Consider the following 26,085-nt stretch of genomic DNA (forward strand, 5'->3'; position numbering starts at 1 on the left):
CGGATGGCGCCTAGCCGATTGCCAGGCCGCGTCCGCCGGCAGTCACCGAGGATTGCCCGTTGGGGCCGTAGAGTGCCTGGCCTTGCGGGCCACCCTTCAGAACGTTCAGGGCGCTTTGATTGCGGTTCAGGTGCTTGCCGATCAACAGGCCATTGCTGCGGTTGACTTCCTTGGCTGCCCTTGCCAGCTCCAGCAAATTCTGCCACGACTGGTGAATAACTTCTGGCTGGCGGCTTTCCAGCCAGGCTTGCATGCCTGCCTCGGTAGCGGCAAAACCTATGGCGGCCAGGGCCAGGTGGCGCTCGGCGGCAAGTTCGGACATGCGGGTCACCAGCCGGGTTTTTTCCTCGGTCAGGGCCGTCAGTGCATCGATATCGGCGGTAATCAGCTGGGCCTGTTCCTCTTTCAAGAGTTCGAGCAGGGTGCGCGCCGTGCGGAGTTCTTCTTGCAGTTGGTGCGCTGGGCTGGTGCCGGATGCGGTCATGTCTATGCCTTACGGGAATGAATCAAATCCTTGACGGAATCGAGCAAGCCATTGGCGACCTTTTCGGGATCAACCTGGAATCTGCCTTCGGCAATTGCCGCCTTGATTTCCGCCACTTTCTGGGTGTCGAATACGCCTTCGCCGCCGGCCAATGCCTGCAATTGCGAAGAAATCTGTACGCCTTGCTGCGCCGTGCCGGCAGAGCTTGCCTTGGCCGCACCGCCGGATTTTTCCGCGCCCTTGCTGCCGCGGGCTTCCGTCGTGCCGACCGGCAGGCTGCCGGTTTTCTTGATCGAGTTATCGATTTTCACGATAGTTCCTTGTCCGTTCGGGGTGGATTACCCCTGTCCATGCCCATATAACGGCATGGCGAGAATAAACTTTAGGAACCAATCTAACATTATTTAATGGGTGCGGCCAGAAAAATATTCCATGTTTTCAATAAGTTACTTCCACAATGCCACCGTTTTTTGCCACGCCGCTGACCACCTGGCCGCTGGGCGTACGGGCCTGGACGACTTGGCCGTCCGCCGCATTGTTCAAGGCCTTTGCCTCTGCCGAGATGCGGAAGCCCGCGCCGGCCGATGTCAGGCGCACGGTCTGGCCCTGCAGGACGGCGGCCTGGGCGCGCAGCGCATCGCTGCGCAAGGGCGCGCCGGCAGGCAGTGACACTGCAAGTGCGCGTCCGAGCGCTTGCGACGTTTCGGTCAGGATGCCGGCAGGCAGCTGGGTCAGGTCACCCCGGGCTTTCGCCAGGTGTTGCGGCATGACCACCTGTCCCTGGGCCAGTGGCGCAGCTGTCGTGAGGTATTCAGCCACGACCTTGATGGTTGCAGGAATATACACAGTCCAGGTAACCGGCACGGCGCACCGTACCCCGACCGTGGTGCGCCCCCACACCCGGCTGCCAGGCGGCATGAAGGCTTCCGGGGCGGCGCAGGCCGCGAGGTTGGCGCGCTCGTCCAGGGCGCTGGCGCTGATGCTGACTTGTCCGGGCAAGCCTGCGCTCTGGATGCGCAGGAATTGTTCAACCACCTTGCGGATGGTTTCCGGATCTTGCCTGGCGGGGGGCTGCTGTGCGATTGCCGTCCCGGCAAGCGTCAGGACGATGGCGAACAGGCTTGCCTTGATTGGCTGATGCATGGTTTTTGCGGGAAGATGTCTTGTGCTGCCCATGATAACGGCGTCACCTTCGGGCAAAGCAGGGAACAGGACGGGGTTTTGCGCGCTTATCTTCCGATCGGAGGCGGCATTGACTGCTTAATATCGAGCCTGTACAAAACCATTATCGGCCCAAAGCGCAATTTCTTTAGGCCGGTGTCGCGGAGGCGGGCATGATCGGAAAACTGGATGAATACCTGCGGTTCAATGAAACCGCCCTGAATTTGCGCGGGCAGCGCCAGCAATTGCTGGCGTCGAACATCGCCAATGCGGACACCCCGAATTTCAAGGCGCGCGACATCGATTTTAACAAGGCGCTGCAGGGGGCGATGGCCAAAGGTGGGCCGACCCAGGCGCCGGCGCTGGCGAAAACCTCTACGGTACACCTGAGTGCAGGCGCTGGCAATGCGGTGGGTGATGCGCCGCTCCTGTACCGCAAGGAACAGCAAGGCAATATCGACGGCAATACGGTCAACATGGATGTGGAGCGTAACCAGTTCACCGATAACGCCATCCGTTATGAAGCCGGCCTGACTCTCATTAACGCGCAAATCAGAAAAATGATGAGCGCCATCCAGGGGCAATGACCATGTCACTCTTTAATATTTTTAATGTCGCCGGCTCCGCCATGAGCGCGCAGTCGCAGCGGCTGAATGTGGTGGCCAGCAATATTGCCAATGCCGACAGCACCACCAGTTCGACCGGCCAAACCTACAAGGCCAAGCAGGTGGTATTCCAGGCCGTGCCGATGGCTGCGCCGGAAGCCGCCGGGGTGCGGGTGCAGAAAGTGGTGGAAGATGCTTCGCCGCCGAAAATGCTGTACGACCCGAAGCATCCGCAAGCCGATGAACAGGGTTATGTGGCCATGCCAAACGTGAATGTGGTGGAAGAGATGGTTAACATGATTTCGGCGTCGCGTTCCTACCAGACCAACGTCGACACCATGAATGCAGCCAAGACGCTGCTGATGAAAACACTGGCAATCGGTCAGTAAGAAAGGGAGTTCGCATGACGACCATACAAAGTAACAGCGGCGTGTCAACAAGCTTGATGGACGCGGTCAATGGCAACAGTTCGGCCAAGGCCAAGGATACGGTCGTGGAAGCGCAGGATCGCTTCATGACCCTGCTGGTGACGCAGATGCGCAACCAGGATCCGCTGAACCCGATGGACAATGCGCAGATGACCAGCCAGCTGGCGCAGCTGTCGACCGTCAGCGGTATTGAGAAATTGAATGCAGCGCTGGAGAACCTGATGGGCAGCTACCAGGCCAGCCAGACGCTGCAGGCGACCGGCATGATCGGCCACGGCGTACTGGCCACCGGTAACAGCGTGCAGCTGAGCGAAGGCGAGGCCCTGATGGGCGTCGAACTCGCCGGGCCGGCCGACAAGGTGCAGGTGACGATTCGCGACGCCAGCGGCACCGCGGTCCACAGTTTTGCGCTGGAGAACCAGGCCGCAGGCACCTATCCGCTGGCCTGGGATGGCAAGAACGATGCCGGCACTACGCTGCCCGACGGCAAATATACGTTTGACGTCAAGGCCACTGCAGGTGAGCAAAGCGTCACCGCCACCGCCCTGAGCTTCGGCCAGGTTGCCAGCGTTTCCACGGGAAGCGGGGGCATCAAGGTCAATGTACCGACCCTCGGCGCCCTGAATTTCGCCGATATTCGTCAGATTCTCTGACTGTTGCGCACACCATCGTTATAAGGGGAACATCATGAGTTTTCAGCAAGGTTTGAGCGGTCTGAGCGCAGCATCCAAAAGCCTGGACGCGATCGGCAACAATGTTGCCAACTCCAATACGGTCGGATTCAAGGCGTCGCAGGCGCAGTTTGCCGACGTCTATGCCAGTTCGCTGACGGGTGCCGGCACCGGCCAGGTGGGTATCGGCGTGCAAGTGGCTGCAGTTGCCCAGCAATTCACGCAAGGTAACATCACCGGCTCCAATAATCCGCTCGATGTCGCCATCAATGGCGGCGGGTTTTTCCGCATGAGCGATAACGGCACGATCAACTATGCGCGCAATGGCCAGTTCCAGCTCGACCAGAATGGCTTTATCGTCAGTTCCAGCGGTGCGCGGCTGACAGGCTACGTCGCCAATAACGTCGGTGTCCTGTCCACCGGCGCGCCGGCCGACCTGAATATCAACACCGCCGACTTGCCACCGAACGAGTCATCGGAAGTGAACGTTCTGCTCAACCTGGATTCCCGCAAGCCGGCAATCGACCAGACGGTCGATCCTTTCGACATCAACGATCCGGCGACCTACCACAATGCGACCTCGGTATCGGTGTTCGACAGCCTTGGCAATTCGCACGTGATGCAAACCTTTTTCGTGAAGACTTCGCCGTTGCCAGCCGATCCTCCGGGAACCCTGGCAACCTGGCAAGTATATGGTGCGGTCGATGGCGCGCTGCTGCCGGCGCCGGCTGGCGGCAATATCGGTTCGTTGACTTTTGCCTCTGACGGCAGCATCGACACGGCCGCAACCACACTGCCGCTGGCGAATATCCAGTTGCCGGTGTCCACCGGCGCAACCACGCCGATCGGCGGCGGTGCCGGCATCAGCGTTGATTTTACCGGCACGACGCAGTTTGGTTCGGCCTTCAGCGTCAATACGCTGAACCAGGATGGCTATGCTTCCGGGCGTTTATCCGGTTTCAACATCGGCGATGACGGCATCATCACCGGCCGCTATACCAACGGCAAATCAGCGACGCTTGGACAAGTGGTGCTGGCCAATTTCACCAACCCGAACGGCTTGCAACCACTCGGCAACAACGTCTGGGCATCGACCTCCACATCCGGCCCGGAACTGGTGGGCGGCCCCGGCTCGGGAAGCCTGGGATCGCTGCAATCGTCGGCAGTGGAAGACTCGAACGTCGACCTCACCGCCGAGCTGGTCAACATGATCACCGCGCAGCGCTTTTACCAGGCCAATGCGCAAACCATCAAGACCCAGGATCAGGTGATGCAGACGCTGGTCAATCTGCGCTAATGACGCCCATCGTTCGCAGCTGACAGGCCACAGGAGAAACCATGGACCGCATGATCTACACCGCCATGACTGGCGCCAAGCATATCCTGGAAAAGCAGGCCACCACTTCGCACAACCTGGCCAATGCCACGACCAATGGTTTTCGCGCCCAGCTGGACACCTTTCGCGCCGTGCCGGTGCAGGGCGCGGATCTGCCCACGCGCGCCTTCGTGGTCGATTCGACGGTAGGCGCGGATTTTCGCGCCGGGCCGATCCAGCAGACCGGGCGGGAACTGGATGTGGCGGTGCAGGGGCAGGGCTGGATCGCCGTGCAGCTCGAAGACGGCAGCGAAGCCTATACCCGCAACGGCAGCCTCAAGCTTAGCGAGAACGGCATCCTGCAGACGCAATCCGGCCTGAACGTGCAAGGCGACGGCGGCCCGATCACCGTGCCGCCGGATGCCGCCCTGGCGATCGCCAAGGATGGCACGGTGTCGGCGGTTTCCACGGCGACCAAGCCGGCGATCAATACCGTGCTCGGACGCATCAAGCTGGTCAATCCTGAGCAGGCTGAACTGGTGCGCGGCGACGATGGCCTGTTCCGCCTGAAAAGCGGCGAGCCGGCCGACAACGCAGAAAACGTCACCCTGATCGGCGCTTCGCTGGAGGGCAGCAACGTCAATGTGGTTGATGAAATGGTCAACATGATCAGCCTGGCGCGGCAGTTCGAGATGCACATGAATTTGTTGAAGAACGCCGAGAATAACGCCAACAAAGCCGCGCAGCTCCTCTCTTTGAGTTAGACCGGGGTGGCGGATAATTGAATTATGGGGTGTCTTCCCTGGAAGGCGCCGATGGACAGGCAGCAGTCAGCTGGAGAATGAAATGATACGCTCACTATGGATAGCCAAAACCGGTCTGGAAGCCCAGCAGACGCAGATGGATGTCATCTCCAATAACCTTGCCAACGTCGGCACCACCGGCTTCAAGCGTTCGCGCGCGGTATTCGAGGATTTGCTTTACCAGACCATTCGCCAGCCGGGCGCGCAGTCGTCGCAGCAAAGCCAGCTGCCGTCGGGCCTGCAACTGGGCACCGGCGTGCGCCCTGTTGCAACCGAGCGCATTCATACCCAGGGCAACCTGCAACAGACCGGCAACGCCAAGGATGTGGCAATCCAGGGCGCGGGCTTTTTCCAGGTATTGATGCCGGACGGCAGCGCCGCCTACACCCGCGACGGCTCTTTCCAGGTCGATAACCAGGGCCAGCTGGTGACTTCCAGCGGTTTCGTGCTGCAACCGGCGATTACCATTCCGGATAATGCCCAGTCCGTCACCATCGCCCGCGACGGCACGGTGTCAGTGCAGGTCTCGGGAGCAGCGGCGCCGACCGCGGTAGGCGCATTGCAGCTGACGACGTTCATCAATCCGGCCGGCCTGGAAAGCAAGGGCGAAAACCTGTATGCGGAAACCGGCGCATCGGGCACCCCGAACACCAATACGCCTGGCACCAACGGCGCCGGCACGCTGTTGCAGAGCTATACCGAAACTTCGAACGTCAACGTGGTCGAGGAACTGGTCAACATGATCCAGACCCAGCGCGCCTACGAAATCAACAGCAAGGCCATCAGCACCTCGGACCAGATGCTGCAGCGCCTGGGTCAGCTGTAATCGGCTTGCAGGAGATTCAGCCATGAAAAACGCATTCAGGGTATTTTTTTCCATTCTTGCCGCCGGCTATCTTGCTGGCTGCGCAATGACGCCTGATTCCATCGTGCAGGGACCGACCTCGGCAAGGCCCATGCCGCCGGTGGCGAGCGGCCAGGCCAATGGCGCGATTTTCCAGTCTGCTTCGTATCGGCCGATATTCGAAGACCGCCGCGCGCGCTTCGTCGGCGATATCCTGACCATGACCATCAGCGAAAAAACCAGCGCCAACAAGGCTGCCGGCAATTCCGGCAGCAAGAGCGGCAGCGTCGAGACAGGCGTGACTGCACTGTTCGGCGCCCCGGCTTCACTGCTGGGACGCACGAATGCGGCGGCGTCGTCCGCCAACGATTTCAGCGAAAAGGGCGCGACCAGTTCGAGCAACAATTTCACTGGCACCATTGGCGTCACGGTGGTTGATGTTCTCCCCAATGGCAACCTCGTGGTTAGCGGGGAAAAGCAGGTCGCGTTTGACAAGGGCACCGAATTCATCCGGGTTTCAGGCGTTGTCAATCCTGATCAAATCCGTCCTGGCAACAACATCCTGTCGAGCCAGGTCGCCGATGCACGCATCGAATACCGCACCAACAGCCATGTCGATGGCGCAGAAATGATGGGTATCCTGACGCGTTTCTTCCTGAGCGTTTTGCCGCTGTAATGCCAGGCCGCCCGGAGCTGACCATGAATATCCTGTCCAACATCTCTTCGCCGATGAAACGCAGCCTGGCGTTGCTGGTTGTCGCAGCCTGCATGGCGGCGTCGCCGGCGCATGCCGAGCGCCTCAAGGACCTGGCCAGCATCCAGGGGGTGCGCCAGAACCAGTTGCTCGGCTATGGCCTGGTGGTCGGCCTCGACGGCAGCGGCGACCAGACCACGCAAACGCCGTTTACCGTGCAAAGCGTCATGAGCATGCTGCAACAGATGGGCGTGAACCTGCCGCCGGCGTCGTCGCTGCAGCTGAAAAACGTCGCGGCAGTCATGGTGACAACGTCGCTGCCGGCCTTTGCCCGGCCGGGCCAGGCACTGGATGTGACGGTTTCCTCGATGGGCAATGCCAAGAGCCTGCGTGGCGGTACCCTCCTGATGACGCCGCTGAAGGGCGCCGATGGGCAAATTTACGGTATCGCGCAGGGCAATGTGCTGGTTGGTGGCGTCGGTGCGGCAGCCAGCGGCAGCAAGACCCAGGTCAACCACCTGAGTGTGGGCCGCATTTCGAATGGCGCCACCGTCGAGCGCGCCGTGCCAACCGTGCTGGGGCAGGGCGATTCGGTGTACCTGGAGTTGAACGATACGGATTTTTCCACTGCCAGCCGCGTGGTGGATGCTGTCAACCGGCGCTTCGGCGCGGAAACGGCGGCAGCGCAGGATGGCCGCGTGATCCGCGTGCGCGCGCCAGCGGACAGCAGCGCCCGCGTGGCTTTTCTCGGTGCGCTGGAAAGCATCGACCTGGCGCCGGCGCAATCTGCCGCCAAGGTCATCCTGAACGCCCGCACCGGTTCGGTTGTGATGAACCAGGCGGTAACACTGGAAAGTTGTGCCGTATCGCACGGTAACCTGTCGATCGTCATCAATACCGACTCGGCCGTCAGCCAGCCAGCCCCCCTGTCGGGTGGACAGACGGTGGTGACCCAGACTTCGCAGATCGATATCCGCAAGGAGCCAGGGCAAGTATTAATGCTCAAGGGAGGCGCGTCACTGGCGGAAGTGGTCAAGGCACTGAATGCGATTGGCGCCACGCCGCAGGACTTGCTGGCGATATTGCAAGCCATGAAGGCGGCAGGCTCACTGCGCGCCGAACTGGAAATCATCTAAGACCGGCACCATGAGCAATTCCGTCGATTTCTCCGGCAAGCTCGCCCTGGACTCCAGGGGGCTGGGTGCGTTGCGCGAGTCGGCGCGGCAGCAATCGCCGGAATCGATCAAGGCCGCCGCCAAGCAGTTCGAGGCGCTTTTCATGAACATGGTCATGAAAAGCATGCGCGAAGCCACGCCGCAGGATGGCATGTTCGACAACCAGCAAACCAAGATGTATACCTCCATGCTGGACCAGCAGCTGAGCCAGACACTGGCCAATCGCGGCGTCGGCCTGGCCGATGTGCTGGCGCGGCAGTTGTCGGCCAATCGCGGGTTGCCGCCTCCAGCGCCGGGCGAGGCGGGCGATGCCGGCAATGCCGCCACTGGTGGGGCCGCAGCCGATGGTATCTCCGGCATGGCGCCCGTGCGCCAGTTGAACCCGCAGCGGCAGGCCCAGATTGCTGCATTCCAGGAGCAGCTGCGGCTGCAAAATGAAGAGGGCGGCAGCGGCATGACCCCGGGTGGCATGCCTGGCCAGGCGGGTAGCGCAAGCGGCGTCGCCGAAGCCGGCAAGTCGAGGTCGCGCCATGCCCATGTGCGGGCGTTCGAGGACCGCCTTGCGCATCACGCCGATGAGGCCAGCCGCGCCACCGGCATTCCCGCCAAATTCATGCTGGGCCAGGCGGCGCTCGAGACCGGGTGGGGCAAGCGCGAGATTCGCGGCGCCGACGGCAGCAACAGCTTCAACCTGTTCGGCATCAAGGCGACAGGCGGCTGGAAGGGCAAGGTCGTCGAAGTGGCGACCACCGAGTACGTCAATGGCGCGCCGCAGATCAAGCGGGAAAAGTTCCGCGCTTACGATTCCTATGCCGACAGTTTCCGCGATTACGCCCGCCTGCTGGGGCAGAATCCGCGTTATGAAAATGTCATTGCCAATGCCCAGGATGCCAGTGGTTTTGCGCATGGCCTGCAACGCGCCGGCTACGCGACAGACCCGCAGTATGCAGCCAAACTGACGCGCATCATCCAGCAAACTCTGTCGGCGTGATCAGGCAGCGCCAAGCTGCGGCCACCAGGATGTTGTAAAAAATATATTGTTCTTTCGGCAGCGCGCTAAAGTTTGTCGAAAGTCTGCCGAAAACATAAGTAACGCGTTAATAGAAAAGACCATCATGGCGAACATTCTGAGTATTGGCCAATCAGCACTGAACGCGGCGCAGGTGGGACTGGCGACCACGGGCCACAATATCGCCAATGCCAGTACCGAGGGGTTCAGCCGCCAGGTGGTCGTGCAGAGTGCGCTGGCAGGCGCGCCAGCCAGTTTCGGCTCGCTTGGCAAGGGCACCGAAGTCCAGTCGGTCAAGCGCGTTTACAACGAATTCCTGACGAACCAGGTCCTGAATTCGCAAACGTCGCAGAACGGGCTCAGTTCGTATTACAGCCAGATCAAGCAGATCAATAACATGTTTGCCGATCCGACGGTCGGCGTGACTCCGGCGCTGCAGGAATTTTTCAAGGGCGTGCAAAACCTCGCCGCCAATCCCAGTTCCGGCGCGGCGCGGCAAACCGTGATTGCGTCGGCGCAAACCCTGGCGGGTCAATTCCAGGATGTCAGCGGCCGCCTCGATTCGCTGCGTGAAGGCGTCAACAGCGACATCAGGTCCGGCATCGACAGCATCAATTCGCTTGCCACCCAGATTGCCAAGCTCAACGATTCCATCAGCACGGTGCAGGCCAGTAACAGCGGCAAGGCGCCCAATGACTTGCTCGACCAGCGCGACAAGCTGGTATCGGATCTGAGCAAGGAAATCAAGGTTACTGTGGTCAAGCAGGGTACTGACTATAATATTTCGATCGGCAACGGCCAGTCCCTTATCGTCGGTGGCAAGACGTTTGAGCTGACCCCCGTGGTATCGGCCACCGATCCGTCGCGCATCCAGGTGGGCTACAAGAGCAACGGCAACACCATTTCGCTGGCGGAAGCCGCGCTTTCCGGCGGCAAGATGGGCGGCGTGCTGGAATTCCGCTCGCAAACACTGGACAAGGTGCAAAATGAACTTGGCCGGATCGCCATCGGCCTGGGTAGTGCATTCAATGATCAGCACCAGCTTGGCCAGGATTTGAACGGCGACCTCGGCGGCGATTTTTTCAAGGTGGCGGTGCCCCGGGTGAACTCGAGCTCGCTGAACACCGGCACTGCCCAGGTCGCGGCCAATATCACCAACCCGGGCGCGATGACCGCCAGCGATTACCGCTTTGAATTCATCGGTCCTGCCGAATATCGCGTAACCCGCATGACTGACGGCGCCCTGACTAGTTCCACCACGCTGCCGATCTCGATCGACGGGCTGGAGTTTCAGGTCGCCTCGGGCACCATGGCCGCCGGCGATGTCTTCATGGTCAAGCCGACGATCGATGGCGCCAGTGGATTTGGCGTGCTGATCAGCGATACTGCCAAGATCGCGGCGGCGGCGCCGGTTCGTACCGGCGCCAACAGCGTCAACGCCGGTTCAGGAAAGATCAGCGCCGGTTCGGTCGACGACAGCTATACCCTCGCCAGCGTGTCGCCGCCGATAACGCTGCAATATGACGCTGCAACCAATACCTTCAGCGGCTTCCCGGCTTCGACGAGCGTCACGGTGAGCAGTCCGCTGCAGGCAGATGGCAAGAACGTCGGCGGGGCGGCCAGCGCATTGGACTTCAGCATTGCTAATGTAAATGGCGGCCTGGGCTTCAACGACAGCGTCACAGTGACCGACTTCGACTACTCGGGCGGCGGCGCAAATATCGCACAGCTTGATATCGACGGCATGGGCATCACGCTGACGGCAAATTACGGCGACGCAGACGGCGTTGCAGCTGCAATCGAATCGCAACTCAATGCCACTGCAGGAACTGGTGCTTACACTGTCACTAATACTGCAGGAAACCTCAAGATCCAGAATAACAGCGCTGCCACCGCGGTTGCCATTACCAATACCGATGTCAACGCAGGTTTGGCTGGTTTCGCAAACGATACCGGTACGGCAGGTGTTGTCGGTACTCAAGCTACCTTCACGGTCGATGGCAGCCCGGTCAGCCTGACCGGCAATTACGCCGACCGCGATGCGCTGGCCGCGGCGATCCAAAGTCAGCTTTCCGGATATGCCGTGACAGCAGGCAGTGGCGGTGCGCTGACGATCACCCATACCGGCAATCAGCAGCCGGTTGCGGTGGCCGGATTGAGTGGCAACGAGCTCGCCAATCTTGGCTTGAGCAACTCGCCGGGCACCGGTTCGCTCAGCAGCTATGCGCCCGGCGCGCCGGTGAGCTTTGTCGAGGGCGCGACCATCAGTTTTGGCGGCGTCAGCTTTGCCATCACCGGCAACCCGGCCAACGGCGACCGCTTTACCATCGGCGCCAATACCAACGGCGTTGGCGACAATCGCAACGCCTTGCTGCTGGGCGCGCTGCAAACCGCGAAAACCCTGGCCAACGGCACCGCTACCCTGCAGGGCGCATTCGGCCAGATGGTAAACATGGTTGGCAACAAGACGCATGAGCTGGACGTCAACATGACTGCAGAAAATACCATGTTGGAGCAAGTCGTCGCGGCGCAGCAATCCGTCTCGGGCGTCAACCTGGATGAGGAAGCGGCCAACCTGTTGCGTTACCAGCAGGCGTACCAGGCCGCCGGCAAGGTGATGCAAACTGCCAGTAAAATGTTCGACGTGTTGCTGTCATTAGGACAGTAAGGGCCAATATCATGCGTATAAGTACCAGCACCTTGTATGAAACCAGCACATCGAAGCTAAGCGATCTGCAGGCCAGCCTGATGCGCACGCAGCAGCAGATTGCGACCGGCCGCCGGGTCATGACGCCGGCTGACGATCCAGTGGCTGCGGCGCGTGCCTATGACGTGAGCCAGGCGCGGGCCACCAACGACCAGTACGCCATCAACCGCCAGAACGTCAAGTCCTCGCTGGGACTGGAAGAGGGCGTGCTGGCCAGCGTAACGACCTTGCTGCAGGACGTTAAGACCCAGGTGGTCGCTGCTGGCAATGGCGCCTACAGCGACACCGAACGTCAATATCTTGCTACCGAGCTGAATGAACGCTTCCAGGAATTGATCGGACTGGCCAATTCCGGCGATGGTGTCGGCGGCTACCTGTTCGCCGGCTTTCAGAGCGGCACCCAGCCTTTTGCGCAAAGCGGCAATGGCGCTGTCTACAGCGGTGACCAGGGGCAGCGCATGCTGCAGGTTGCCGCTTCCCGGCAACTCGGCTTCAGCGATAACGGCAATGCCGTATTTGAGCAAATCAAGACCGGCAATGGCAGTTTCACTCTCGGCGCCGCAACTGGCAATGCCGGTACAGGGGTATTTTCGGCCGGTGTCGTGACAGATGCGTCGCTCCTCGATGGCCATGATTACAGCGTGACTTTTTCCGTGACTGGTGGCGTCACCACCTACGACGTGACCGATGTCACCACCGGCACAGCCCTGTCTACGGGTAATGCCTACGCCAGTGGCCAGGCCATTGCATTCAACGGCATCCAGTTCGACATCAAGGGTGCGCCGGCCAATGGCGACAGTTTTGCCATAGGTCCAAGCACCAACCAGAGCGTGTTTTCGACTTTGAAGGACTTGATCGGCGTCCTCAATGCCCCGGCCACTGGCGACGCGGGCAAGGCAAGGCTCAGCAATGGGTTGGTGGAAGCGCATTCCAACCTCGAGAATGCGCTGGACAATGTGTTGACGGTGCGTGCCTCGGTAGGGACGCGACTGAAGGAAATCGATTCGCTTGACAGTAGCGGGGAAGATGCAGATTTGCAGTTTGCCCAGACACTGTCGGATTTGCAGGATCTCGACTATACCAAGGCGATTTCCAGCCTCATGCAGCAACAGACGACGCTTTCTGCGGCGCAGCAATCCTTTGTAAAAATCAGCGGACTGTCGCTTTTTAACTTCCTTTAATCCGGCTAAATTCGGGAGAAGCCTGCAGCAACTGCTGCAGGCTTTTTGTTTTTCCGGCGGACGTCGTCGTGCCGCCACGTCCCGGTCTTTCGATTATTTTTTTCTTGGGTATTGTATCTACCCCATGGTAATGTTTTGCCATTATAAAAAATGGCAACGACAGGCAATTCACTGGCCTTCGGGACAAGAAAAAGACACATGACGGACGAGATTTCGATCAATCAGGTCAATCAGCATTACCTCGATAAGGTAATGAATCTGGCGCAGGAACGGGATGTCGAGGCAACCGAGGATATTTTCGATGCGCGCGGCATGAAACTGGTGGCCAAGGGGTCGCGCATTTCGAGCGGGATGCAGGAACGCCTGATCGTGCACAAGTTGCGCAAGCCGCTGGAGTCGAGCATCACGGTAGCGGATGGCATCGACAACAATATCATCGTAAGCGAGGCCAGGCGGCTGGCCGAAACATTGGCGCCGGTGGGGTCGATGCACCGCATCGTCGGCAGTAAGGGTGTATCGCCGCTGGATATCCTGCAACAGGCGCGGTTCGGCAAGGCCATGAGCCTGATGCTGACCATTACCGAGCGCGGCGGCACGAGCGCCTTGGCACACAGCGTCATGGTCAGCCTGGTGTCGGTTTGCCTGGCTAAAAAAATGGGCCTTGGAGAAACCGAGCAATCCACGGTCGCCCTGGCGGGCTTGCTGCATGACATAGGCGAGCTGTATATCGAGCCGGAATTTTTGGACAGCAAGCGCCGCCTGTTGCCGCACGAGTGGCGCCATGTGGTGGTACACCCACGCATCGGCCAGATGCTCATCAAGGAGCTTGAGAATTTCCCGCCGGCGGTGGCGCAGGCGGTATCGGAACACCATGAACGCTTCGATGGCGGCGGCTATCCGCGCCAGCTCAGCGGCAAGAATATCAGCATCGCCGGCCAGGTGGTTTCGGTGGCGGAAATGATTTCCGGCGTATTCATGCGGCAGGACCGACCGCTGGAGCGGGCGGAGCTGGCCATGAAAATCATTCCCGGTGAACATGCCCACGGGCTGGTTTCGGCAGTGTCGAGCGTGCTGCAACTCAGCGGCGAAGAGGATGGCTTGCAAGGCGCCGTCCGCAGCGAAAATATTTTTGGCGATGTGCAGGCCTTGCATGCCAAGATCAACGGGGCACTGGAACTTGGCCGTGAATTGATGGATTCGCCGTTTCTCGATTCGCGCGCAGGCAAGGACTTGTTGCTGCTGGCGCTGCAGCAGGCGCAAGCGGTCAAACGGGCATTCACCAGCACCGGGCTGGATATCTGCATGCAGGAAAGCATGGCAGACTTTGCCGGCCTCAACACTGAAATCCATTTTGAAGTCGCCGTGGCCAGCAAGGAAATCCAGTGGCGCTTGCGCGATATCGCGCGCAACATGGCGTTGCACTGCGTGGCGCTGGATCAACAGGAGGCAAAGCTGCTGCAGCCACTGATTGCGCTGCTCGACGAGTGACGTAACGCGCTCAGCGCGGCTTGACCAGCAGGGTCGCCATGTCGAGACCTTCCTGCAACAGCCGTTCCATGGGCACGGCGAGGTAAGGAATCGTCAGCGCGATCATGATGAAGCCGACGCCAATGGCGACCGGGAAGCCGATGCCGAAGATATTCAATTGCGGGGCGGCGCGTGTCAGGATACCCAGGGCGATATTGTTGATCAGCAGGGCGGCCACGATCGGCAGCGACAGCTGCACGCCCGCCGAAAAGATCCGCCCCCCCCAGGCAACCAGCTGCTCCATGCCAATGCCCAGGGATCCGGCGCCGATGGGCATGGTGGTGAAACTGTCGACCAGGACGGAAAGCAGCATCAGGTGAAAGTTCGCCGCCAGGTAAAGCATGAGCAAGATTAGCGACAGGAACTGGCTGATGGCGGATGTATGGGCCGCCGATTGCGGGTCATAGAACGTCGCAAAGCCCAGGCCCATGGTCATGCCGATAATTTCACCGGCCATTTCGATGGCGGCAAATACGATCCGCATCGCCATGCCCATCGCCAGGCCGATCAGCATCTGCTGCGCCAGGATCAGCAGGCCGGGAAGGGACATCGGGTCGATGGCAGCCTGCGCCGGCACTGCCGGCGCCACGATCAGGGCAAGCAAGACCCCCAGGGCGATCCTGGTGCGCGCCGGTATCTTCTGATTGTTGAACAGGGGGGCCGTGGCGATCAGGCCGAGGATGCGCGCGAGCGGCCACATCAGGCCGGCGATCCAGGCATTCAGTGCCGCGCTGGAGATGCTGATCATCCGCGTCCGGCTTAGCTGATCATGCCGGGAATGCCGGTGAACATTTGCCGCATGTAGTCGAGCATGACCGACAGCATCCACGGCCCGGCCAGGATCAGCGCAATGAATATGCCAAGCAGCTTGGGAATGAAGGACAGCGTGGTTTCATTGATCTGGGTCGCGGCCTGAAAGATACTGATCGCCAGGCCGACCACCAGTGCCACCAGCAGCATTGGTGCGGCGATCATCAGTGTAACTTCCATGGCCTGGCGGCCCATGGTCATGACGGTTTCCGGTGTCATTGCAGTTTCCCTAGTAAAAGCTCTGGGCCAGCGAGCCGATCAGCAATTGCCAGCCATCGACCAGCACGAACAGCATCAGCTTGAAGGGCAGCGCGACAATGGCCGGGGATACCATCATCATACCCATCGACATGAGCACGCTGGCAACCACCATGTCGATAATCAGAAAGGGAATGAAAATCGCGAAGCTGATCTGGAAGGCGGTCTTCAGCTCGCTGGTGATAAAAGCCGGCACCAGCACCCGCAGCGGCACCTGCTCGGGCCCCTGCAATGCTGGGGTGTTGGAAATCTTCACATACATCGCCAGGTCCGACTGGCGGGTCTGCTTGAGCATGAATTCCTTGAGCGGCGCGGCACCCTTGTCGAGCGCCTGCTGCATGGTGATCTTGTTTTCCGACAGCGGCAGATAGGCGTCCGTGTAGACCTTGTCCAGCACCGGGCCCATGACGAACAGCGTGAGAAACAGCGCCAGGCCGATCAGCACCTGGTTGGGCGGCGCGGATGGCGTGCCGAGCGCCTGACGCAGGAGGGACAGGACGATGACGATGCGGGTAAAGCTGGTCATCATCAAAAGCGCTGCCGGCAACATCGACAGTGCGGTCAGCAGCAGCAGGGTTTGCAGGCTCAGGGTGTAGGTTTGTCCGCCGCCTGGCGCAGGCGTACTGGTCAGCGCCGGCAGGCCGGCTTGCTGGGCAGTCGCCAGGAGCGGCAGGCCCAGCAGCAGCAATGGGCTCCAGCGCACTGCCTGGCGCGCGAAGCCCTTTGCCGCGGTAGTGAGCGCAGGCAGGGCGGGATTGCCGGAGGCGATAGGATTATTCGGCATTGCGTTTGTCGATTTTCTGCTTGAGCCAGGTTGCAAAATTTTCACCACCCTGCAGCGGCTTGTCCTGCTGCTGGATCGGCGCATTTTCCGGGCGCGCCAGTGTGGACAAGGCATTTACCTGTCCAGGTGCGACGCCGACCACAATCCACTGGTCGGCAACTTCCACGACAACCACGCGTTCGCGGTTGCCGACCGATACGCCGCCGACGATCTTGACAGGTGCATTGCCGGTGACGCGGGCAAGATTAAAACGCTTGAGCACCCACGCGATCGCAGCCAGCAAGGCCAGCACCAGCACAAGGCCCAGCAAGACCTGGAAAAAGCCGCCGGCCGAGGCAGTGGCAGCGCTCTGCGGCGCCGTTGCCTGGGTGCCCTGCGCAGCTTGTGCGGCGCAGGTCGCAGCAGCACCGAACGCCAGGCCAGCGGCGAGACAGGTTTTGAGGAAGGGGAGGAGCCGGCGTGCGTGGATCATCGGTTGAGCTTGCGGATGCGTTCCGAGGGAGAAATGATGTCGGTCAGGCGGATACCGAACTTGTCGTTGACCACCACGACCTCGCCCTGGGCGATCAGGCAGCCGTTGACCAGCACGTCCATCGGTTCCCCGGCAAGTCCGTCAAGCTCGACCACCGAGCCTTGCGCCAGTTGCAGCAGGTTCTTGATGGCGATTTTTGTGCGCCCCAGTTCGACCGTCAGCTGTACCGGGATGTCGAGAATGAAATCGATATCGTTGTGGGTTGCCGTTTTGGTGCCGCCGGCGAAGTCCTGGAATGTCGGTGCAGTCGGCTGTGCAGCTGCCGCGGCGGACTCGCTGCGCGTTTGTTCGGCAATTGCGGCGGCCCAATCGTCTTCGGCACTGGTCTGGTTATTGATGTCGTCAGCCATTTTCTTCTCCTTGCGCAAACTCGTTGCCGTGTGTCAGTAATTTTTCCACTCGCAATGCGTACTGGCCATTGAATTTGCCGTAGCTGCACTCCATCACCGGCACGCCATCCACTTCGGCGGCAATAGAGGAGGGAACCGTGAGCGGAATGATGTCGCCCACTTTCATGTTCAGGATGTCGCCAAAGGTGGCGCGGGCCGTGCCCATGTTGGCGACCAGTTCCACTTCGGCGGTCTGGATCTGTTGCGTCATCAGGCGCACCCAGCGCTTGTCCATTTCCAGCGTTTCACCCTGCAGGCTGGACGTCAGCAAGTCGCGGATCGGCTCGATCATCGAGTAGGGGACGCAGAAATGCAGTTCACCGGAGACTGGTCCGAGCTCGATGGTAAAGGTAGTGGACACCACCACTTCATTGGGGGTGGCGATATTGGCAAACTGGGTGTTCATCTCGGAACGGATGTACTCGAATTCAACCGGGTACACGGGCTCCCACGACTTGGCATAGTTTTCGAAGATGATGCCCAGCACGCGCTGGATGATGCGCTGCTCGGTCTGGGTAAAATCGCGTCCCTCGACCCGGGTATGGAAGCGGCCGTCGCCGCCGAACAGGTTATCGACCAGCAGGAATACCAGGTTGGGGTCGAGCACCATCAGCGCCGTGCCCCGCAGCGGCTTCATGTGGATCAGGTTCAGGTTGGTTGGCACCACCAGGTTGCGGATGAATTCGCTGTACTTGGAGACGCGCACCGGGCCGATCGATACTTCAGCGCTGCGGCGCAGGAAATTGAAAAGGCCGATGCGCAACAGGCGCGCAAAACGTTCATTGATGATTTCCAGGGTCGGCATGCGTCCACGGACGATGCGCTCCTGGGTCGCCAGGTTGTAGGGGCGGACTCCCGACACATCTTCCTGGGCCGGGGAATCGTCCAGGTCGCCGTTGACACCCCGGAGGAGGGCATCAACTTCTTCTTGTGAAAGGAAATTGTCAGCCATGGCGTCCTTACTGGATCACAAAGGAGGTAAAGAAGACATTGGCGGCATTTTGCGGTGCACCGTCCTGGATCAACGGCTGCCGTACCTGAGCCAGGATTTCATCGGCAAGCTTTTTCTTGCCCTCGACAGTGGAAATTTCCGAAGCCTTCTTGCCCGACAAGAGCAGCAGCAGGCGACTGCGTACCTGCGGCAAATACAACTTGATCGCCTCGACGTCTTTCGAGTCACCCACCTGCAGCGAAAAGGCAACTTGCAGGTATTGCTCGCCCTGGCCATCCGGCTGCAGGTTGACGGTAAAGGGATCCATCACCAGGAACACTGGTGGCTTGCCCGGATCAATCGTTTTTTTGGCATGCGTGCCTGGGGCGGCAGCGGGCTGACCGAGGAAGTACCAGGCAGCGGCGCCGCCGCCACCGGCCAGCAGCAAGATCATGAGAATCAGGATGAGCTTTTTGCCAGACTTTTTGGGCGCAACTGCGGGATGCTCCGCCGCTTCCGCGCCGCCTTTCGCGGGTGCTTTCTGAACTGCCTTGGGTGCTGTTGCCATGGGAATTCCTTGTGTACTGCCTAATCAGTTAATTGCATTATCGGGAAAAATACGTCGCCTGGATGCGTCGAACAGAGAGGGGAAGCGGGCGCATATTGCGGCTTTTAATCCGCCGTCTGCCTTACATTCCCCATGCGGTATCGCTGCCGGCAGCGTATGGTAAACGCAAACACGTGCCGTGGGGAACCCATGTGCAGATTCGTATCGAGAATGGGGAGCGCCCCGGCGCCTGGGCGCCGGTGGTGATTCAGGCGAAGGTATCGACCAGGCCCTGGCCGCCAATGACCCTGCCGACACGGGGCGCCGGCGCCGATACGGCCTCTGCGTCACCATTGCCAGCGCCGGCACCGGGTACGGACCTATGCGCGGCATGGCTGCCCGGCTGGTCATGCCGGTCGGGCATGCCTGCGCTGATCGAAGTCTGGCCCAGTGCCACTCCAGCCTCGCTCATCATGTCGCGCAAGCGGGGAAGCGCTGCTTCCAGTGCTTGCCGGACTTCGGGTTGCGCTGAGAAAAAGCTGGCGTCTGCCTGGCCGTTGCTGACGTTCAGTACGACCTGCAGCGGGCCAAGGTCTGGCGGATTGAGCGTCAGCGAAGCCGATTGCTGCGCACCGGCGACCATCCAGACGACTTTTTGCCCCAGTGCCTGATCCCACGCCGGGCTGCCGAAACGCGGTGCCAGGCGATCCGTGGCTTCGGCGCCGGCCGCTTGTGACGCGCTCAGGGCGGCAGGCTGCGTTGCGGCGCCAGTCGTGGCCAGGGTCGACGCATCCTGCAGGCTGGTTGCCGCCGATAATTCTGGCAATGCCTCGGTCATTTGCTCGTTGCCGCTGCCTGCCGCATCTGCAATGGCAGCTTGCAGCGGCGTGTCCTGCGGCTCGGCGGCCTGACGCAGCGCAGCCAGGAAATCGCCCTGATCGCCTGCAGTGGAACCTGGCAACTCCTTGCCTGGGGCAGCGCTGGCCAGCAAGCCTTGTTCGCGCGCCAGTGCCGCACCATTGACGGCAGCAATTGCATCGCCAGCGGTTGCACTTGCCTCTGCCGTGGCCTGTGGCAGCAGCAGATTCGCCGCCACCTGTGTCATCAATTCAGTTGCCGTTGGCGGAATGGCGGCGGTTTCGTCCGTTTGTTCCTCGGTTTCGCGCGATTTGGTACCGGCGCTGCTACCGGCGTTATTGGCGGCTTGAGACGATTCAGGCTGCTTGGCATTCGTTTGCTTCGTATCTGCCTGCTTGCTTTCGTTTTTGCCAGTTTGCCCAGCTCCACGGGGCTGCGCGGATTTGTCGGCCTCGCGCCGATCGGCAATCTGCTGCGACAGCATCTGGTTGAAGCCACCATTGGAGGCGCCTGCAGCAGGCTTGGTGGAGACGGCCTGGTTGCCTGCCGGGCTGGAAACATTCAGAATTGCTGGAGTTTGCATGCTGTCATCACCATTTCGTTGATCATGTCGCGGTGGCGTCGTGCCGCCCTAGCGCTTGAAATTTGCGCTACGTGCCGCGTACTCGTCCATCTGCTTCTGGTCGCGCTTGTTTTCCTTGTGCAGCCGTGCGGTCTCCGCCCGGCTTGCCAGCGTATCGTACGACATCCGCTTGCGCTCGCATTCCTGCCATGACTTGCGTTCGCTGTCGACACGGTGCCTGGCGTTTTGCACGATTGTTTCCTGACCGGTGATGGCGGTATCGAGCTTGTCGATGAAAAGCTGGAAATTGCGGTATTCCATCGCACTGATGCCATTCGCCTGGTTATTCTGGAAGCGGGCGGCATATTCATCGCGGTAGCCGAGCAGCATCGTCAGCTTCTTTTCGGTATCTTCCGCAGCGCGCAGCGCTTCGCCCAGCCGCTTGGCAGCCTCGTCGCTGTCCTTTACGGCGAGCTCAATCAGGGTCAACAGGGCGGATGGATTGGCCATATTGGTATATTAAACCAGGCAACCCCTCGTCAATCAGGGGAATAGCGTGGCAAGTTGCTGCAAGCTCTCGTTTATGCCCGCCCGCTCGGTGATGTCTTGTTGTAAAAATTTCTCTATTTTCGGGAAGAGCGCAATCGCCTGGTCCAGCACCGGGTCGCTGCCATGGGCATAGGCGCCGACACTGATCAGATCGCGGTTGCGCTGGTAGCGCGAAGTCAGCTGCTTGAGCTGCCGGGACAGTTTCTGGTGTTTGGCGTCGGTGATGTTGTGCATGGCGCGGCTGATCGATTGCTCGATGTCGATCGCCGGATAATGGCCGGCTTCGGCCAGCGTGCGGTTGAGGACGATATGGCCGTCAAGGATCGCCCGGGCCGAGTCGGCGATCGGATCCTGCTGGTCGTCGCCTTCGGTCAGTACGGTATAGAAGGCCGTGATCGAGCCGCCGCCGGGCTTGCCGTTGCCGGCGCGTTCTACCAGCGCCGGCAGCTTGGCAAAGACGGAGGGCGGATAGCCCTTGGTCGCCGGCGGCTCGCCGATGGCCAGGGCGATTTCACGCTGCGCCATGGCATAGCGGGTGAGCGAATCCATGATCAGCAAGACATGCTTGCCTTCGTCCCGGAAATGTTCGGCAATCGCCGTAGTGTAGGCGGCGCCCTGCAGGCGCATCAGCGGCGGGGTGTCGGCCGGCGCTGCCACTACAACGGAGCGCGCCAGGCCTTCCGGCCCGAGGATCTGCTCGATGAATTCCTTGACTTCGCGGCCGCGCTCGCCGATCAGGCCGACCACGATGACGTCCGCGGTGGTGTAGCGCGCCATCATCCCAAGCAATACCGATTTACCCACGCCCGAGCCGGCAAACAGGCCCATGCGCTGGCCGCGGCCGACCGTCAGCATGCTGTTAATGGCGCGCACGCCGACATCGAGAATATGGGAAATTGGCTCGCGCCCGAGCGGGTTGGCAGCGCGCACATTCAGAGGGGCCGAGTGCCGATGGTGCAGGGGGCCGAGATTGTCGAGCGGGCGCCCGGCGCCGTCCAGGACGCGCCCCAGCAATTCATCGCCGACCGGCAGATGGCGTCCACGGTCGCTTGGCCGTCGGCGCGGATGGTTGACTGCGCCAGCGCGCGGCAGCGATTGCACTGCTTCCACAGGAAATACCCGGCTACCGGGGATCACCCCCTCGACATCGCTTTGCGGCATCAGGAACAGCTTGTCATCGTTGAAGCCAACGACTTCCGCCTCGATTTTCGAGCCATTCGGCAGCGGGATGGTGCAGGCGCTGCCTACGGCAAGTTTGAGGCCGACGGCTTCCATGACCAGCCCCGCGACCCGGGTGACGCGGCCGGAAACCTGCATCGGCTCGGCGATTGCGGCCAGTTCGCCGCAATCACGCAGGAATGCTTGCCAGCGGCCGGTGCGCGTGGACAGGTCGCTCATTACACAAGCCACTCCGACTGCTTGCCGAGCGCTTCAGCCAGTCGCTGCCAGCGGGTATCGATGCCGGCATCGATCTGGTTCGTGGCAGTGTCGATGCGGCAGCCGCCGCGCTGGATGTGGCCATCCTCGACGATGCGCCAGCCGGCCTTTTCCAGTTCGTCGTGCATCTGCGCCTTGATGACAGCAGCATCCTGCGGGTTAAGCATCAGCAGGGCAGGCTGCTGCAGGCTCGGCAAGTAGCGGATCGCCTCGCTGACGATGGGCGCCACCAGTTCGGGACGCACTGTCAGCGCGGTTTTCAGCATGGCTTTGGCCAGGTCCAGCGCCAGTTCCAGCACATCGTTGGCAATTGCCTGGTCTGCGCGCGTGGCTTCCTCGCCCAGTTGCTCGGCAACCTGCCGCAAGTGCTTCATTTCTGCGGCAGCGGCGGCGCGGCCCTGCGCCAGGCCTTCTGCGCGGCCTTCCGCAAAACCCTCGGCGTGGCCGCGGGCGCGCGCCTCCTCGCGGATGGCGGCAATTTCCTCGACGCCGATCTTCGGCGGCGGCGGGGCAACCGGGACCGGCTGCGCTTCGGGCCGGGTATCGCCGAATGAGCGCATTTCCCAGCGTTCGAAGGCGGATTGCTGTTCCTTGGGCAGGATGGCATTAGACATACGCATCCTCGCCCTTTGCACCGAGGATGATCTGGCCTTCGTCGGCCAGGCGGCGGACGATCTGCAGGATTTCTTTCTGCTGGGCCTCGACTTCCGACAGGCGCACCGGCCCTTTCGATTCGAGGTCTTCGCGCATCATCTCGGCGGCGCGCTGCGACATGTTCTTGAAGAACTTCTCGCGCAAATCCTGGCTTGCGCCCTTCAGTGCAACGATCAGCGATTCCGACTGGACTTCGCGCAGCAGGATCTGGATGCCGCGGTCTTCAATATCGAGGATGTTATCGAATACGAACATCTCATCCATGATCTTTTGCGCCATGTCGGCATCGTAATTCTTCAGGTTGGAGAGGACGGATTGCTCGGTGTCGCTGGAGAGGAAGTTGAGAATCTCGGCCGCCGCGCGCACGCCGCCCATCGGTTTTTTCTTGATGCTCTCGTTGCCGGACAGGAGCTTGGTCAGCACTTCGTTCAATTCGCGCAAGGCGCTCGGCTGCACGCCGTCCAGCGTGGCAATGCGCAGCACCACGTCGTTGCGCAGCCGTTCCGTGAAATGGTCCAGCACTTCGCAGGCGTGGTAGCGCTCAAGGTGCACCAGGATGGTGGCAATAATCTGCGGATGTTCGTTGCGGATCAGTTCGGCCACCGATTGCGCATCCATCCACTTCAGGCTTTCGATGCCGGAGGAGTCGCGCGTGCCGAGAATGCGGTTGAGCAGTGAGGCCGCCTTGTCGTCGCCCAGCGCCTTGGTCAGCACCTGGCGGATGTATTCATCCGAATCCACGCCGAGCGCCGACGCCTGTTCGGTCTCGGTGCGGAAGTTTTCCAGAACTTCTTCCAGCCTGGCATTGGCGACGCCTTTCATACCGGACATGGCGGCGCCCAGCTTCTGCACCTCGCGCGGGCCCAGATACTTCATCACTTCGGCGGCTTCATCCTCGCCCAGTGCCAGCATCAGGATCGCGCCTTTTTCTATGCCTGCATCACTCATTTGTTCCCACCCAGGACTTGACTACGTTTGCGACCAGCTTCGGATCGTCGCGCGCCAGTTGCTTGGCGCGGTTCAGGTTATGCTCATAGCCGCGCGGCTGGATCTCAACGATGTCATCGTCAACCTCGACCGACTGCTCAAGGGCCGGCGGCGGAGGAGGCTGCAGGCTGGCGTCGATGCGCGCCCAGATTGGCTTGAGGATCTTAAAATACAGCAGCAGGAGCAGGACGATTCCGAGCAAATACCGGCCCACATCCTTGGCCAGTTGCAGCATCGTGTCCGGCTGTTTCCAGATCGGCAGCGGTTCGATCTTTTCCTTGTCCATGCCGGCGAACGGACTATTGACGACGTTCAGCGTGTCGCCGCGGTCGCGGTTGAAACCCATCGCTTCCTTGACCAGGTCGGCGATCTGGGTTTTTTCCGCCTCGGACAGCGGCTTCATCGTCACCTTGCCATCCTTGGCCACTTCGCGCTTGTAGTTCACCACCACCGCGACGGAAAGCCGCTTGACGCCGCCCATGGGCTGTTGCACGTAGCGCACCGTCTTGTCGACTTCGTAATTGACGGTGACATCCTTTTGCACGCTGGCGCCCGGGGCGATATTCGCGCCGGTTGTGCCGGCAGCACCTGAGGCCGGGACGGTGAGGGGGGCAGTGGCCGGTGCCGGCGGCTGGTTCGACAGCGCACCGGGGACGCCACCGGGGCCGCCCTGGGCGCCGTTGAGCGCTTCGCTGGATTGCTGGCTGCGCACCGTGCCGCTGTTGGGCTCCTGGTTGGGCTTGTAGATCTCGGCTGCCTGTTCGGTATGGCTGAAATCGACGTCCGCGGTGGCTTCGGCGCGCACATTGTCGGCGCCGACGATTGGCGTGATGATCGATTCGATGCGCTTGACAATGCTTTGCTGGAGTTCCTGCACATATTTCAGCTGGCTGGGATCGAGGCCGTTGGTATCACGCGGCTTGTCGTTTTGCGACAACAGGTTGCCGTTCTGGTCGATCACGCTGACGTTCTTGGGCGGTAATTCCGGCACGCTGCTGGCAACCAGGTGGACCACGGCGTTGACTTGCTGCTGGTCGAGGCTGCGGCCGGGATGCAGGTTGATCAGCACCGAGGCCGTCGGCTTCTGCTGGTCGCGCAGGAACACGGAAGCCTTTGGCAGGGCCAGGTGCACGCGCGCAGCGGCGACCTGGGCGATGGCCTGGATCGAGCGTGCCAGTTCGCCTTCCAGGGCGCGCTGGAAATTGACCTGTTCATGGAATTGCGACACGCCCAGTTTTTGGTTTTCCATCAGCTCGAAACCGACGTTGCCGCCCTTGGGCAAGCCTTGCGATGCCAGCTTCAGGCGGGCGTCATGCACCTGCGTTGCGGGCACCAGGATGGCGCCGCCGCCTTCGGCATACTTGTAGGGGATGTTCATCTGCTGCAGGGACGCGACGATGGCGCCACCGTCGCGGTCCGAGAAATTGGAAAACAGTACCCGGTAATCCGGTTGCTGGCTCCACATCCAGACGCCTGCCATGACAGCTACTGCGACTGCAGCGCCGACCATCAGGATAATGTTGCGTCCCGCCGCCGATTGCGCGAATCCTGCCATGCCGGTGGATGCGGGAGCCAGGGCGCCGTCGCCTGCTACTGCCATGATGTGCCTCCCTGTTTGCTGTTATTTACGATTGTATGCGTCACGGAATTCCCCAAATGCCAATCCCTTTTCGGGTTTTGGGTAATTGTCAGGGTGGACGGTAAGTTTTGATCCTTAGAATAGAGCAATATTTTCATAGCTTATCAGAGCGCCGGATCTTTGTGCGAATGCTAAGGTAGCGCTGTGAAAAAGTCGTACCCCAGAGGAGTATTCCATGAAAACCCAGATGATCGACACCGGCCGCATTGAAGCCATGATGGCCCAGCTGAAGGCGGCTGCCAGCCGGCCCCAGGGTGCCCAAGTCCCCCAGGGCATCAATGGCGCGGCCGCCGCCGGCGCCACCGCCTCGACCAAGAAGGTCGACTTCGGCGATGCCCTCAAGGCCTCGCTCGACCAGGTCAACCAGTCCCAGCAAAAAGCCGAACAGCTGGGACAAGCCTTCATGACCGGTGACGACAAGGTGAGTCTTTCTGATGTGATGATTTCGATGCAGAAGGCAAATATCAACTTCCAGGCCACGGTTCAGGTACGCAACAAGCTGGTTTCAGCTTATCAGGACATCATGAACATGCAGGTGTAAGCC

General features: G+C 60.8%; 29 protein-coding genes. 13 read left to right on the top strand and 16 right to left on the bottom strand.

Going from position 1 to position 26,085, the window contains the following annotated elements:
- Positions 1-10: 10 nt before the first annotated feature.
- The 3 genes from EKL02_RS09195 to flgA all read right to left on the bottom strand — a co-directional run bounded on the left by EKL02_RS09195 (position 11) and on the right by flgA (position 1,627).
- A complete protein-coding gene (locus EKL02_RS09195) occupies positions 11-484 on the bottom strand; it encodes a flagellar protein FlgN (protein ID WP_128901764.1) in 474 nt (157 codons plus the stop codon).
- 2 nt (positions 485-486) lie between these two features.
- Positions 487-795, bottom strand: a complete 309-nt coding sequence (flgM, locus tag EKL02_RS09200) for a flagellar biosynthesis anti-sigma factor FlgM (RefSeq protein ID WP_128901765.1) — start codon at positions 793-795, stop codon at positions 487-489.
- A 127-nt stretch (positions 796-922) separates the two neighbouring features.
- Entirely contained in the window at positions 923-1,627 is a 705-nt protein-coding gene (flgA, locus tag EKL02_RS09205) for a flagellar basal body P-ring formation chaperone FlgA (protein ID WP_128901766.1), read from the bottom strand.
- 191 nt (positions 1,628-1,818) lie between these two features.
- Here flgA and flgB point away from each other — a divergent pair, with 191 nt between their 5' ends.
- From flgB to EKL02_RS09265, 12 genes are all read left to right on the top strand, one after another.
- A complete protein-coding gene (flgB, locus tag EKL02_RS09210; RefSeq protein ID WP_128901767.1) occupies positions 1,819-2,232 on the top strand; it encodes a flagellar basal body rod protein FlgB in 414 nt (137 codons plus the stop codon).
- Between the two features lie 2 nt (positions 2,233-2,234).
- Positions 2,235-2,639: a flagellar basal body rod protein FlgC gene (gene flgC / locus EKL02_RS09215; protein ID WP_128901768.1), complete on the top strand. Its 405-nt coding sequence runs from the start codon at positions 2,235-2,237 to the stop codon at positions 2,637-2,639.
- A 14-nt stretch (positions 2,640-2,653) separates the two neighbouring features.
- A complete protein-coding gene (locus tag EKL02_RS09220) occupies positions 2,654-3,331 on the top strand; it encodes a flagellar hook assembly protein FlgD (protein WP_128901769.1) in 678 nt (225 codons plus the stop codon).
- A gap of 34 nt (positions 3,332-3,365) precedes the next feature.
- Complete coding sequence (gene flgE / locus EKL02_RS09225) at positions 3,366-4,646, top strand: flagellar hook protein FlgE (RefSeq protein WP_128901770.1); 1,281 nt, start codon at positions 3,366-3,368, stop codon at positions 4,644-4,646.
- Between the two features lie 41 nt (positions 4,647-4,687).
- A complete protein-coding gene (gene flgF / locus EKL02_RS09230; protein WP_128901771.1) occupies positions 4,688-5,428 on the top strand; it encodes a flagellar basal-body rod protein FlgF in 741 nt (246 codons plus the stop codon).
- Between the two features lie 82 nt (positions 5,429-5,510).
- Complete coding sequence (flgG, locus tag EKL02_RS09235; protein ID WP_128901772.1) at positions 5,511-6,293, top strand: flagellar basal-body rod protein FlgG; 783 nt, start codon at positions 5,511-5,513, stop codon at positions 6,291-6,293.
- Between the two features lie 22 nt (positions 6,294-6,315).
- Positions 6,316-6,987: a flagellar basal body L-ring protein FlgH gene (locus EKL02_RS09240; RefSeq protein WP_128901773.1), complete on the top strand. Its 672-nt coding sequence runs from the start codon at positions 6,316-6,318 to the stop codon at positions 6,985-6,987.
- 53 nt (positions 6,988-7,040) lie between these two features.
- Positions 7,041-8,141, top strand: coding sequence for a flagellar basal body P-ring protein FlgI (locus EKL02_RS09245; RefSeq protein ID WP_164932070.1), 1,101 nt, complete (start codon positions 7,041-7,043; stop codon positions 8,139-8,141).
- Between the two features lie 10 nt (positions 8,142-8,151).
- Positions 8,152-9,171: a flagellar assembly peptidoglycan hydrolase FlgJ gene (gene flgJ / locus EKL02_RS09250; protein ID WP_128901775.1), complete on the top strand. Its 1,020-nt coding sequence runs from the start codon at positions 8,152-8,154 to the stop codon at positions 9,169-9,171.
- A gap of 124 nt (positions 9,172-9,295) precedes the next feature.
- Entirely contained in the window at positions 9,296-11,857 is a 2,562-nt protein-coding gene (gene flgK / locus EKL02_RS09255) for a flagellar hook-associated protein FlgK (protein WP_128901776.1), read from the top strand.
- Positions 11,858-11,868: 11 nt separating this feature from the next.
- A complete protein-coding gene (flgL, locus tag EKL02_RS09260; protein ID WP_128901777.1) occupies positions 11,869-13,077 on the top strand; it encodes a flagellar hook-associated protein FlgL in 1,209 nt (402 codons plus the stop codon).
- 198 nt (positions 13,078-13,275) lie between these two features.
- On the top strand, positions 13,276-14,565 hold the full coding sequence (locus EKL02_RS09265) for an HD domain-containing phosphohydrolase (RefSeq protein ID WP_164931992.1): 1,290 nt from the start codon (positions 13,276-13,278) through the stop codon (positions 14,563-14,565).
- Between the two features lie 10 nt (positions 14,566-14,575).
- Here EKL02_RS09265 and fliR read toward each other — a convergent pair whose 3' ends face one another.
- The 13 genes from fliR to fliF form a co-directional block, all read right to left on the bottom strand.
- A complete protein-coding gene (fliR, locus tag EKL02_RS09270; protein WP_128901779.1) occupies positions 14,576-15,352 on the bottom strand; it encodes a flagellar biosynthetic protein FliR in 777 nt (258 codons plus the stop codon).
- 11 nt (positions 15,353-15,363) lie between these two features.
- Complete coding sequence (gene fliQ, locus EKL02_RS09275; protein WP_128901780.1) at positions 15,364-15,633, bottom strand: flagellar biosynthesis protein FliQ; 270 nt, start codon at positions 15,631-15,633, stop codon at positions 15,364-15,366.
- A 10-nt stretch (positions 15,634-15,643) separates the two neighbouring features.
- Positions 15,644-16,456, bottom strand: a complete 813-nt coding sequence (fliP, locus tag EKL02_RS09280; RefSeq protein ID WP_128901781.1) for a flagellar type III secretion system pore protein FliP — start codon at positions 16,454-16,456, stop codon at positions 15,644-15,646.
- Positions 16,446-16,928 carry a flagellar biosynthetic protein FliO gene (fliO, locus tag EKL02_RS09285; RefSeq protein WP_128901782.1) on the bottom strand — a complete coding sequence of 161 codons (483 nt, stop codon included), beginning with the start codon at positions 16,926-16,928 and terminating at the stop codon, positions 16,446-16,448. The genes fliP and fliO overlap by 11 nt, the downstream gene beginning before the upstream one ends.
- Positions 16,925-17,338, bottom strand: coding sequence for a flagellar motor switch protein FliN (gene fliN / locus EKL02_RS09290; protein WP_128901783.1), 414 nt, complete (start codon positions 17,336-17,338; stop codon positions 16,925-16,927). The genes fliO and fliN overlap by 4 nt, the downstream gene beginning before the upstream one ends.
- On the bottom strand, positions 17,331-18,329 hold the full coding sequence (gene fliM / locus EKL02_RS09295) for a flagellar motor switch protein FliM (protein ID WP_128901784.1): 999 nt from the start codon (positions 18,327-18,329) through the stop codon (positions 17,331-17,333). The genes fliN and fliM overlap by 8 nt, the downstream gene beginning before the upstream one ends.
- A 7-nt stretch (positions 18,330-18,336) precedes the next feature.
- Positions 18,337-18,876, bottom strand: a complete 540-nt coding sequence (gene fliL, locus EKL02_RS09300) for a flagellar basal body-associated protein FliL (protein WP_128901785.1) — start codon at positions 18,874-18,876, stop codon at positions 18,337-18,339.
- Between the two features lie 247 nt (positions 18,877-19,123).
- On the bottom strand, positions 19,124-20,296 hold the full coding sequence (locus EKL02_RS09305) for a flagellar hook-length control protein FliK (RefSeq protein WP_128901786.1): 1,173 nt from the start codon (positions 20,294-20,296) through the stop codon (positions 19,124-19,126).
- A gap of 48 nt (positions 20,297-20,344) precedes the next feature.
- Entirely contained in the window at positions 20,345-20,785 is a 441-nt protein-coding gene (gene fliJ, locus EKL02_RS09310) for a flagellar export protein FliJ (protein ID WP_128901787.1), read from the bottom strand.
- A gap of 33 nt (positions 20,786-20,818) precedes the next feature.
- The gene (gene fliI, locus EKL02_RS09315) at positions 20,819-22,222 is read right to left on the bottom strand and encodes a flagellar protein export ATPase FliI (RefSeq protein WP_128901788.1); all 1,404 of its coding nucleotides are present in this window, start codon (positions 22,220-22,222) and stop codon (positions 20,819-20,821) included.
- On the bottom strand, positions 22,222-22,875 hold the full coding sequence (locus EKL02_RS09320; protein WP_128901789.1) for a flagellar assembly protein FliH: 654 nt from the start codon (positions 22,873-22,875) through the stop codon (positions 22,222-22,224). Before EKL02_RS09320 ends, fliI begins: the two co-directional genes overlap by 1 nt.
- On the bottom strand, positions 22,868-23,863 hold the full coding sequence (gene fliG / locus EKL02_RS09325; RefSeq protein WP_128901790.1) for a flagellar motor switch protein FliG: 996 nt from the start codon (positions 23,861-23,863) through the stop codon (positions 22,868-22,870). The genes EKL02_RS09320 and fliG overlap by 8 nt, the downstream gene beginning before the upstream one ends.
- Positions 23,856-25,502 (bottom strand): flagellar basal-body MS-ring/collar protein FliF, encoded by a 1,647-nt coding sequence (fliF, locus tag EKL02_RS09330; RefSeq protein WP_128901791.1) that lies wholly within the window; start codon positions 25,500-25,502, stop codon positions 23,856-23,858. Before fliF ends, fliG begins: the two co-directional genes overlap by 8 nt.
- Before the next feature lie 214 nt (positions 25,503-25,716).
- Between fliF and fliE the strand changes: the two genes are divergently transcribed.
- The gene (gene fliE / locus EKL02_RS09335; RefSeq protein WP_128901792.1) at positions 25,717-26,082 is read left to right on the top strand and encodes a flagellar hook-basal body complex protein FliE; all 366 of its coding nucleotides are present in this window, start codon (positions 25,717-25,719) and stop codon (positions 26,080-26,082) included.
- Positions 26,083-26,085 lie beyond the last annotated feature (3 nt).

Origin of the sequence: Janthinobacterium sp. 17J80-10 (assembly GCF_004114795.1) — a bacterium.
Classification (GTDB): domain Bacteria; phylum Pseudomonadota; class Gammaproteobacteria; order Burkholderiales; family Burkholderiaceae_D; genus Paucimonas.

Coding starts and splice junctions, on each gene's coding strand:
- fliI (WP_128901788.1), bottom strand. CDS start 22,222: ATGAGCGACCTGTCCACGCGCACCGGCCGCTGGCAAGCATTCCTGCGT.
- EKL02_RS09195 (WP_128901764.1), bottom strand. CDS start 484: ATGACCGCATCCGGCACCAGCCCAGCGCACCAACTGCAAGAAGAACTC.
- flgL (WP_128901777.1), top strand. CDS start 11,869: ATGCGTATAAGTACCAGCACCTTGTATGAAACCAGCACATCGAAGCTA.
- EKL02_RS09245 (WP_164932070.1), top strand. CDS start 7,041: ATGAAACGCAGCCTGGCGTTGCTGGTTGTCGCAGCCTGCATGGCGGCG.
- EKL02_RS09305 (WP_128901786.1), bottom strand. CDS start 20,296: ATGCAAACTCCAGCAATTCTGAATGTTTCCAGCCCGGCAGGCAACCAG.
- flgC (WP_128901768.1), top strand. CDS start 2,235: ATGTCACTCTTTAATATTTTTAATGTCGCCGGCTCCGCCATGAGCGCG.
- EKL02_RS09320 (WP_128901789.1), bottom strand. CDS start 22,875: ATGTCTAATGCCATCCTGCCCAAGGAACAGCAATCCGCCTTCGAACGC.
- fliP (WP_128901781.1), bottom strand. CDS start 16,456: ATGCCGAATAATCCTATCGCCTCCGGCAATCCCGCCCTGCCTGCGCTC.
- fliG (WP_128901790.1), bottom strand. CDS start 23,863: ATGAGTGATGCAGGCATAGAAAAAGGCGCGATCCTGATGCTGGCACTG.
- flgJ (WP_128901775.1), top strand. CDS start 8,152: ATGAGCAATTCCGTCGATTTCTCCGGCAAGCTCGCCCTGGACTCCAGG.
- flgA (WP_128901766.1), bottom strand. CDS start 1,627: ATGCATCAGCCAATCAAGGCAAGCCTGTTCGCCATCGTCCTGACGCTT.
- flgB (WP_128901767.1), top strand. CDS start 1,819: ATGATCGGAAAACTGGATGAATACCTGCGGTTCAATGAAACCGCCCTG.
- fliO (WP_128901782.1), bottom strand. CDS start 16,928: ATGATCCACGCACGCCGGCTCCTCCCCTTCCTCAAAACCTGTCTCGCC.
- flgK (WP_128901776.1), top strand. CDS start 9,296: ATGGCGAACATTCTGAGTATTGGCCAATCAGCACTGAACGCGGCGCAG.
- fliQ (WP_128901780.1), bottom strand. CDS start 15,633: ATGACACCGGAAACCGTCATGACCATGGGCCGCCAGGCCATGGAAGTT.
- fliF (WP_128901791.1), bottom strand. CDS start 25,502: ATGGCAGTAGCAGGCGACGGCGCCCTGGCTCCCGCATCCACCGGCATG.
- fliN (WP_128901783.1), bottom strand. CDS start 17,338: ATGGCTGACGACATCAATAACCAGACCAGTGCCGAAGACGATTGGGCC.
- EKL02_RS09265 (WP_164931992.1), top strand. CDS start 13,276: ATGACGGACGAGATTTCGATCAATCAGGTCAATCAGCATTACCTCGAT.
- EKL02_RS09240 (WP_128901773.1), top strand. CDS start 6,316: ATGAAAAACGCATTCAGGGTATTTTTTTCCATTCTTGCCGCCGGCTAT.
- fliJ (WP_128901787.1), bottom strand. CDS start 20,785: ATGGCCAATCCATCCGCCCTGTTGACCCTGATTGAGCTCGCCGTAAAG.
- flgG (WP_128901772.1), top strand. CDS start 5,511: ATGATACGCTCACTATGGATAGCCAAAACCGGTCTGGAAGCCCAGCAG.
- flgE (WP_128901770.1), top strand. CDS start 3,366: ATGAGTTTTCAGCAAGGTTTGAGCGGTCTGAGCGCAGCATCCAAAAGC.
- fliE (WP_128901792.1), top strand. CDS start 25,717: ATGAAAACCCAGATGATCGACACCGGCCGCATTGAAGCCATGATGGCC.
- fliR (WP_128901779.1), bottom strand. CDS start 15,352: ATGATCAGCATCTCCAGCGCGGCACTGAATGCCTGGATCGCCGGCCTG.
- fliL (WP_128901785.1), bottom strand. CDS start 18,876: ATGGCAACAGCACCCAAGGCAGTTCAGAAAGCACCCGCGAAAGGCGGC.
- EKL02_RS09220 (WP_128901769.1), top strand. CDS start 2,654: ATGACGACCATACAAAGTAACAGCGGCGTGTCAACAAGCTTGATGGAC.
- flgF (WP_128901771.1), top strand. CDS start 4,688: ATGGACCGCATGATCTACACCGCCATGACTGGCGCCAAGCATATCCTG.
- fliM (WP_128901784.1), bottom strand. CDS start 18,329: ATGGCTGACAATTTCCTTTCACAAGAAGAAGTTGATGCCCTCCTCCGG.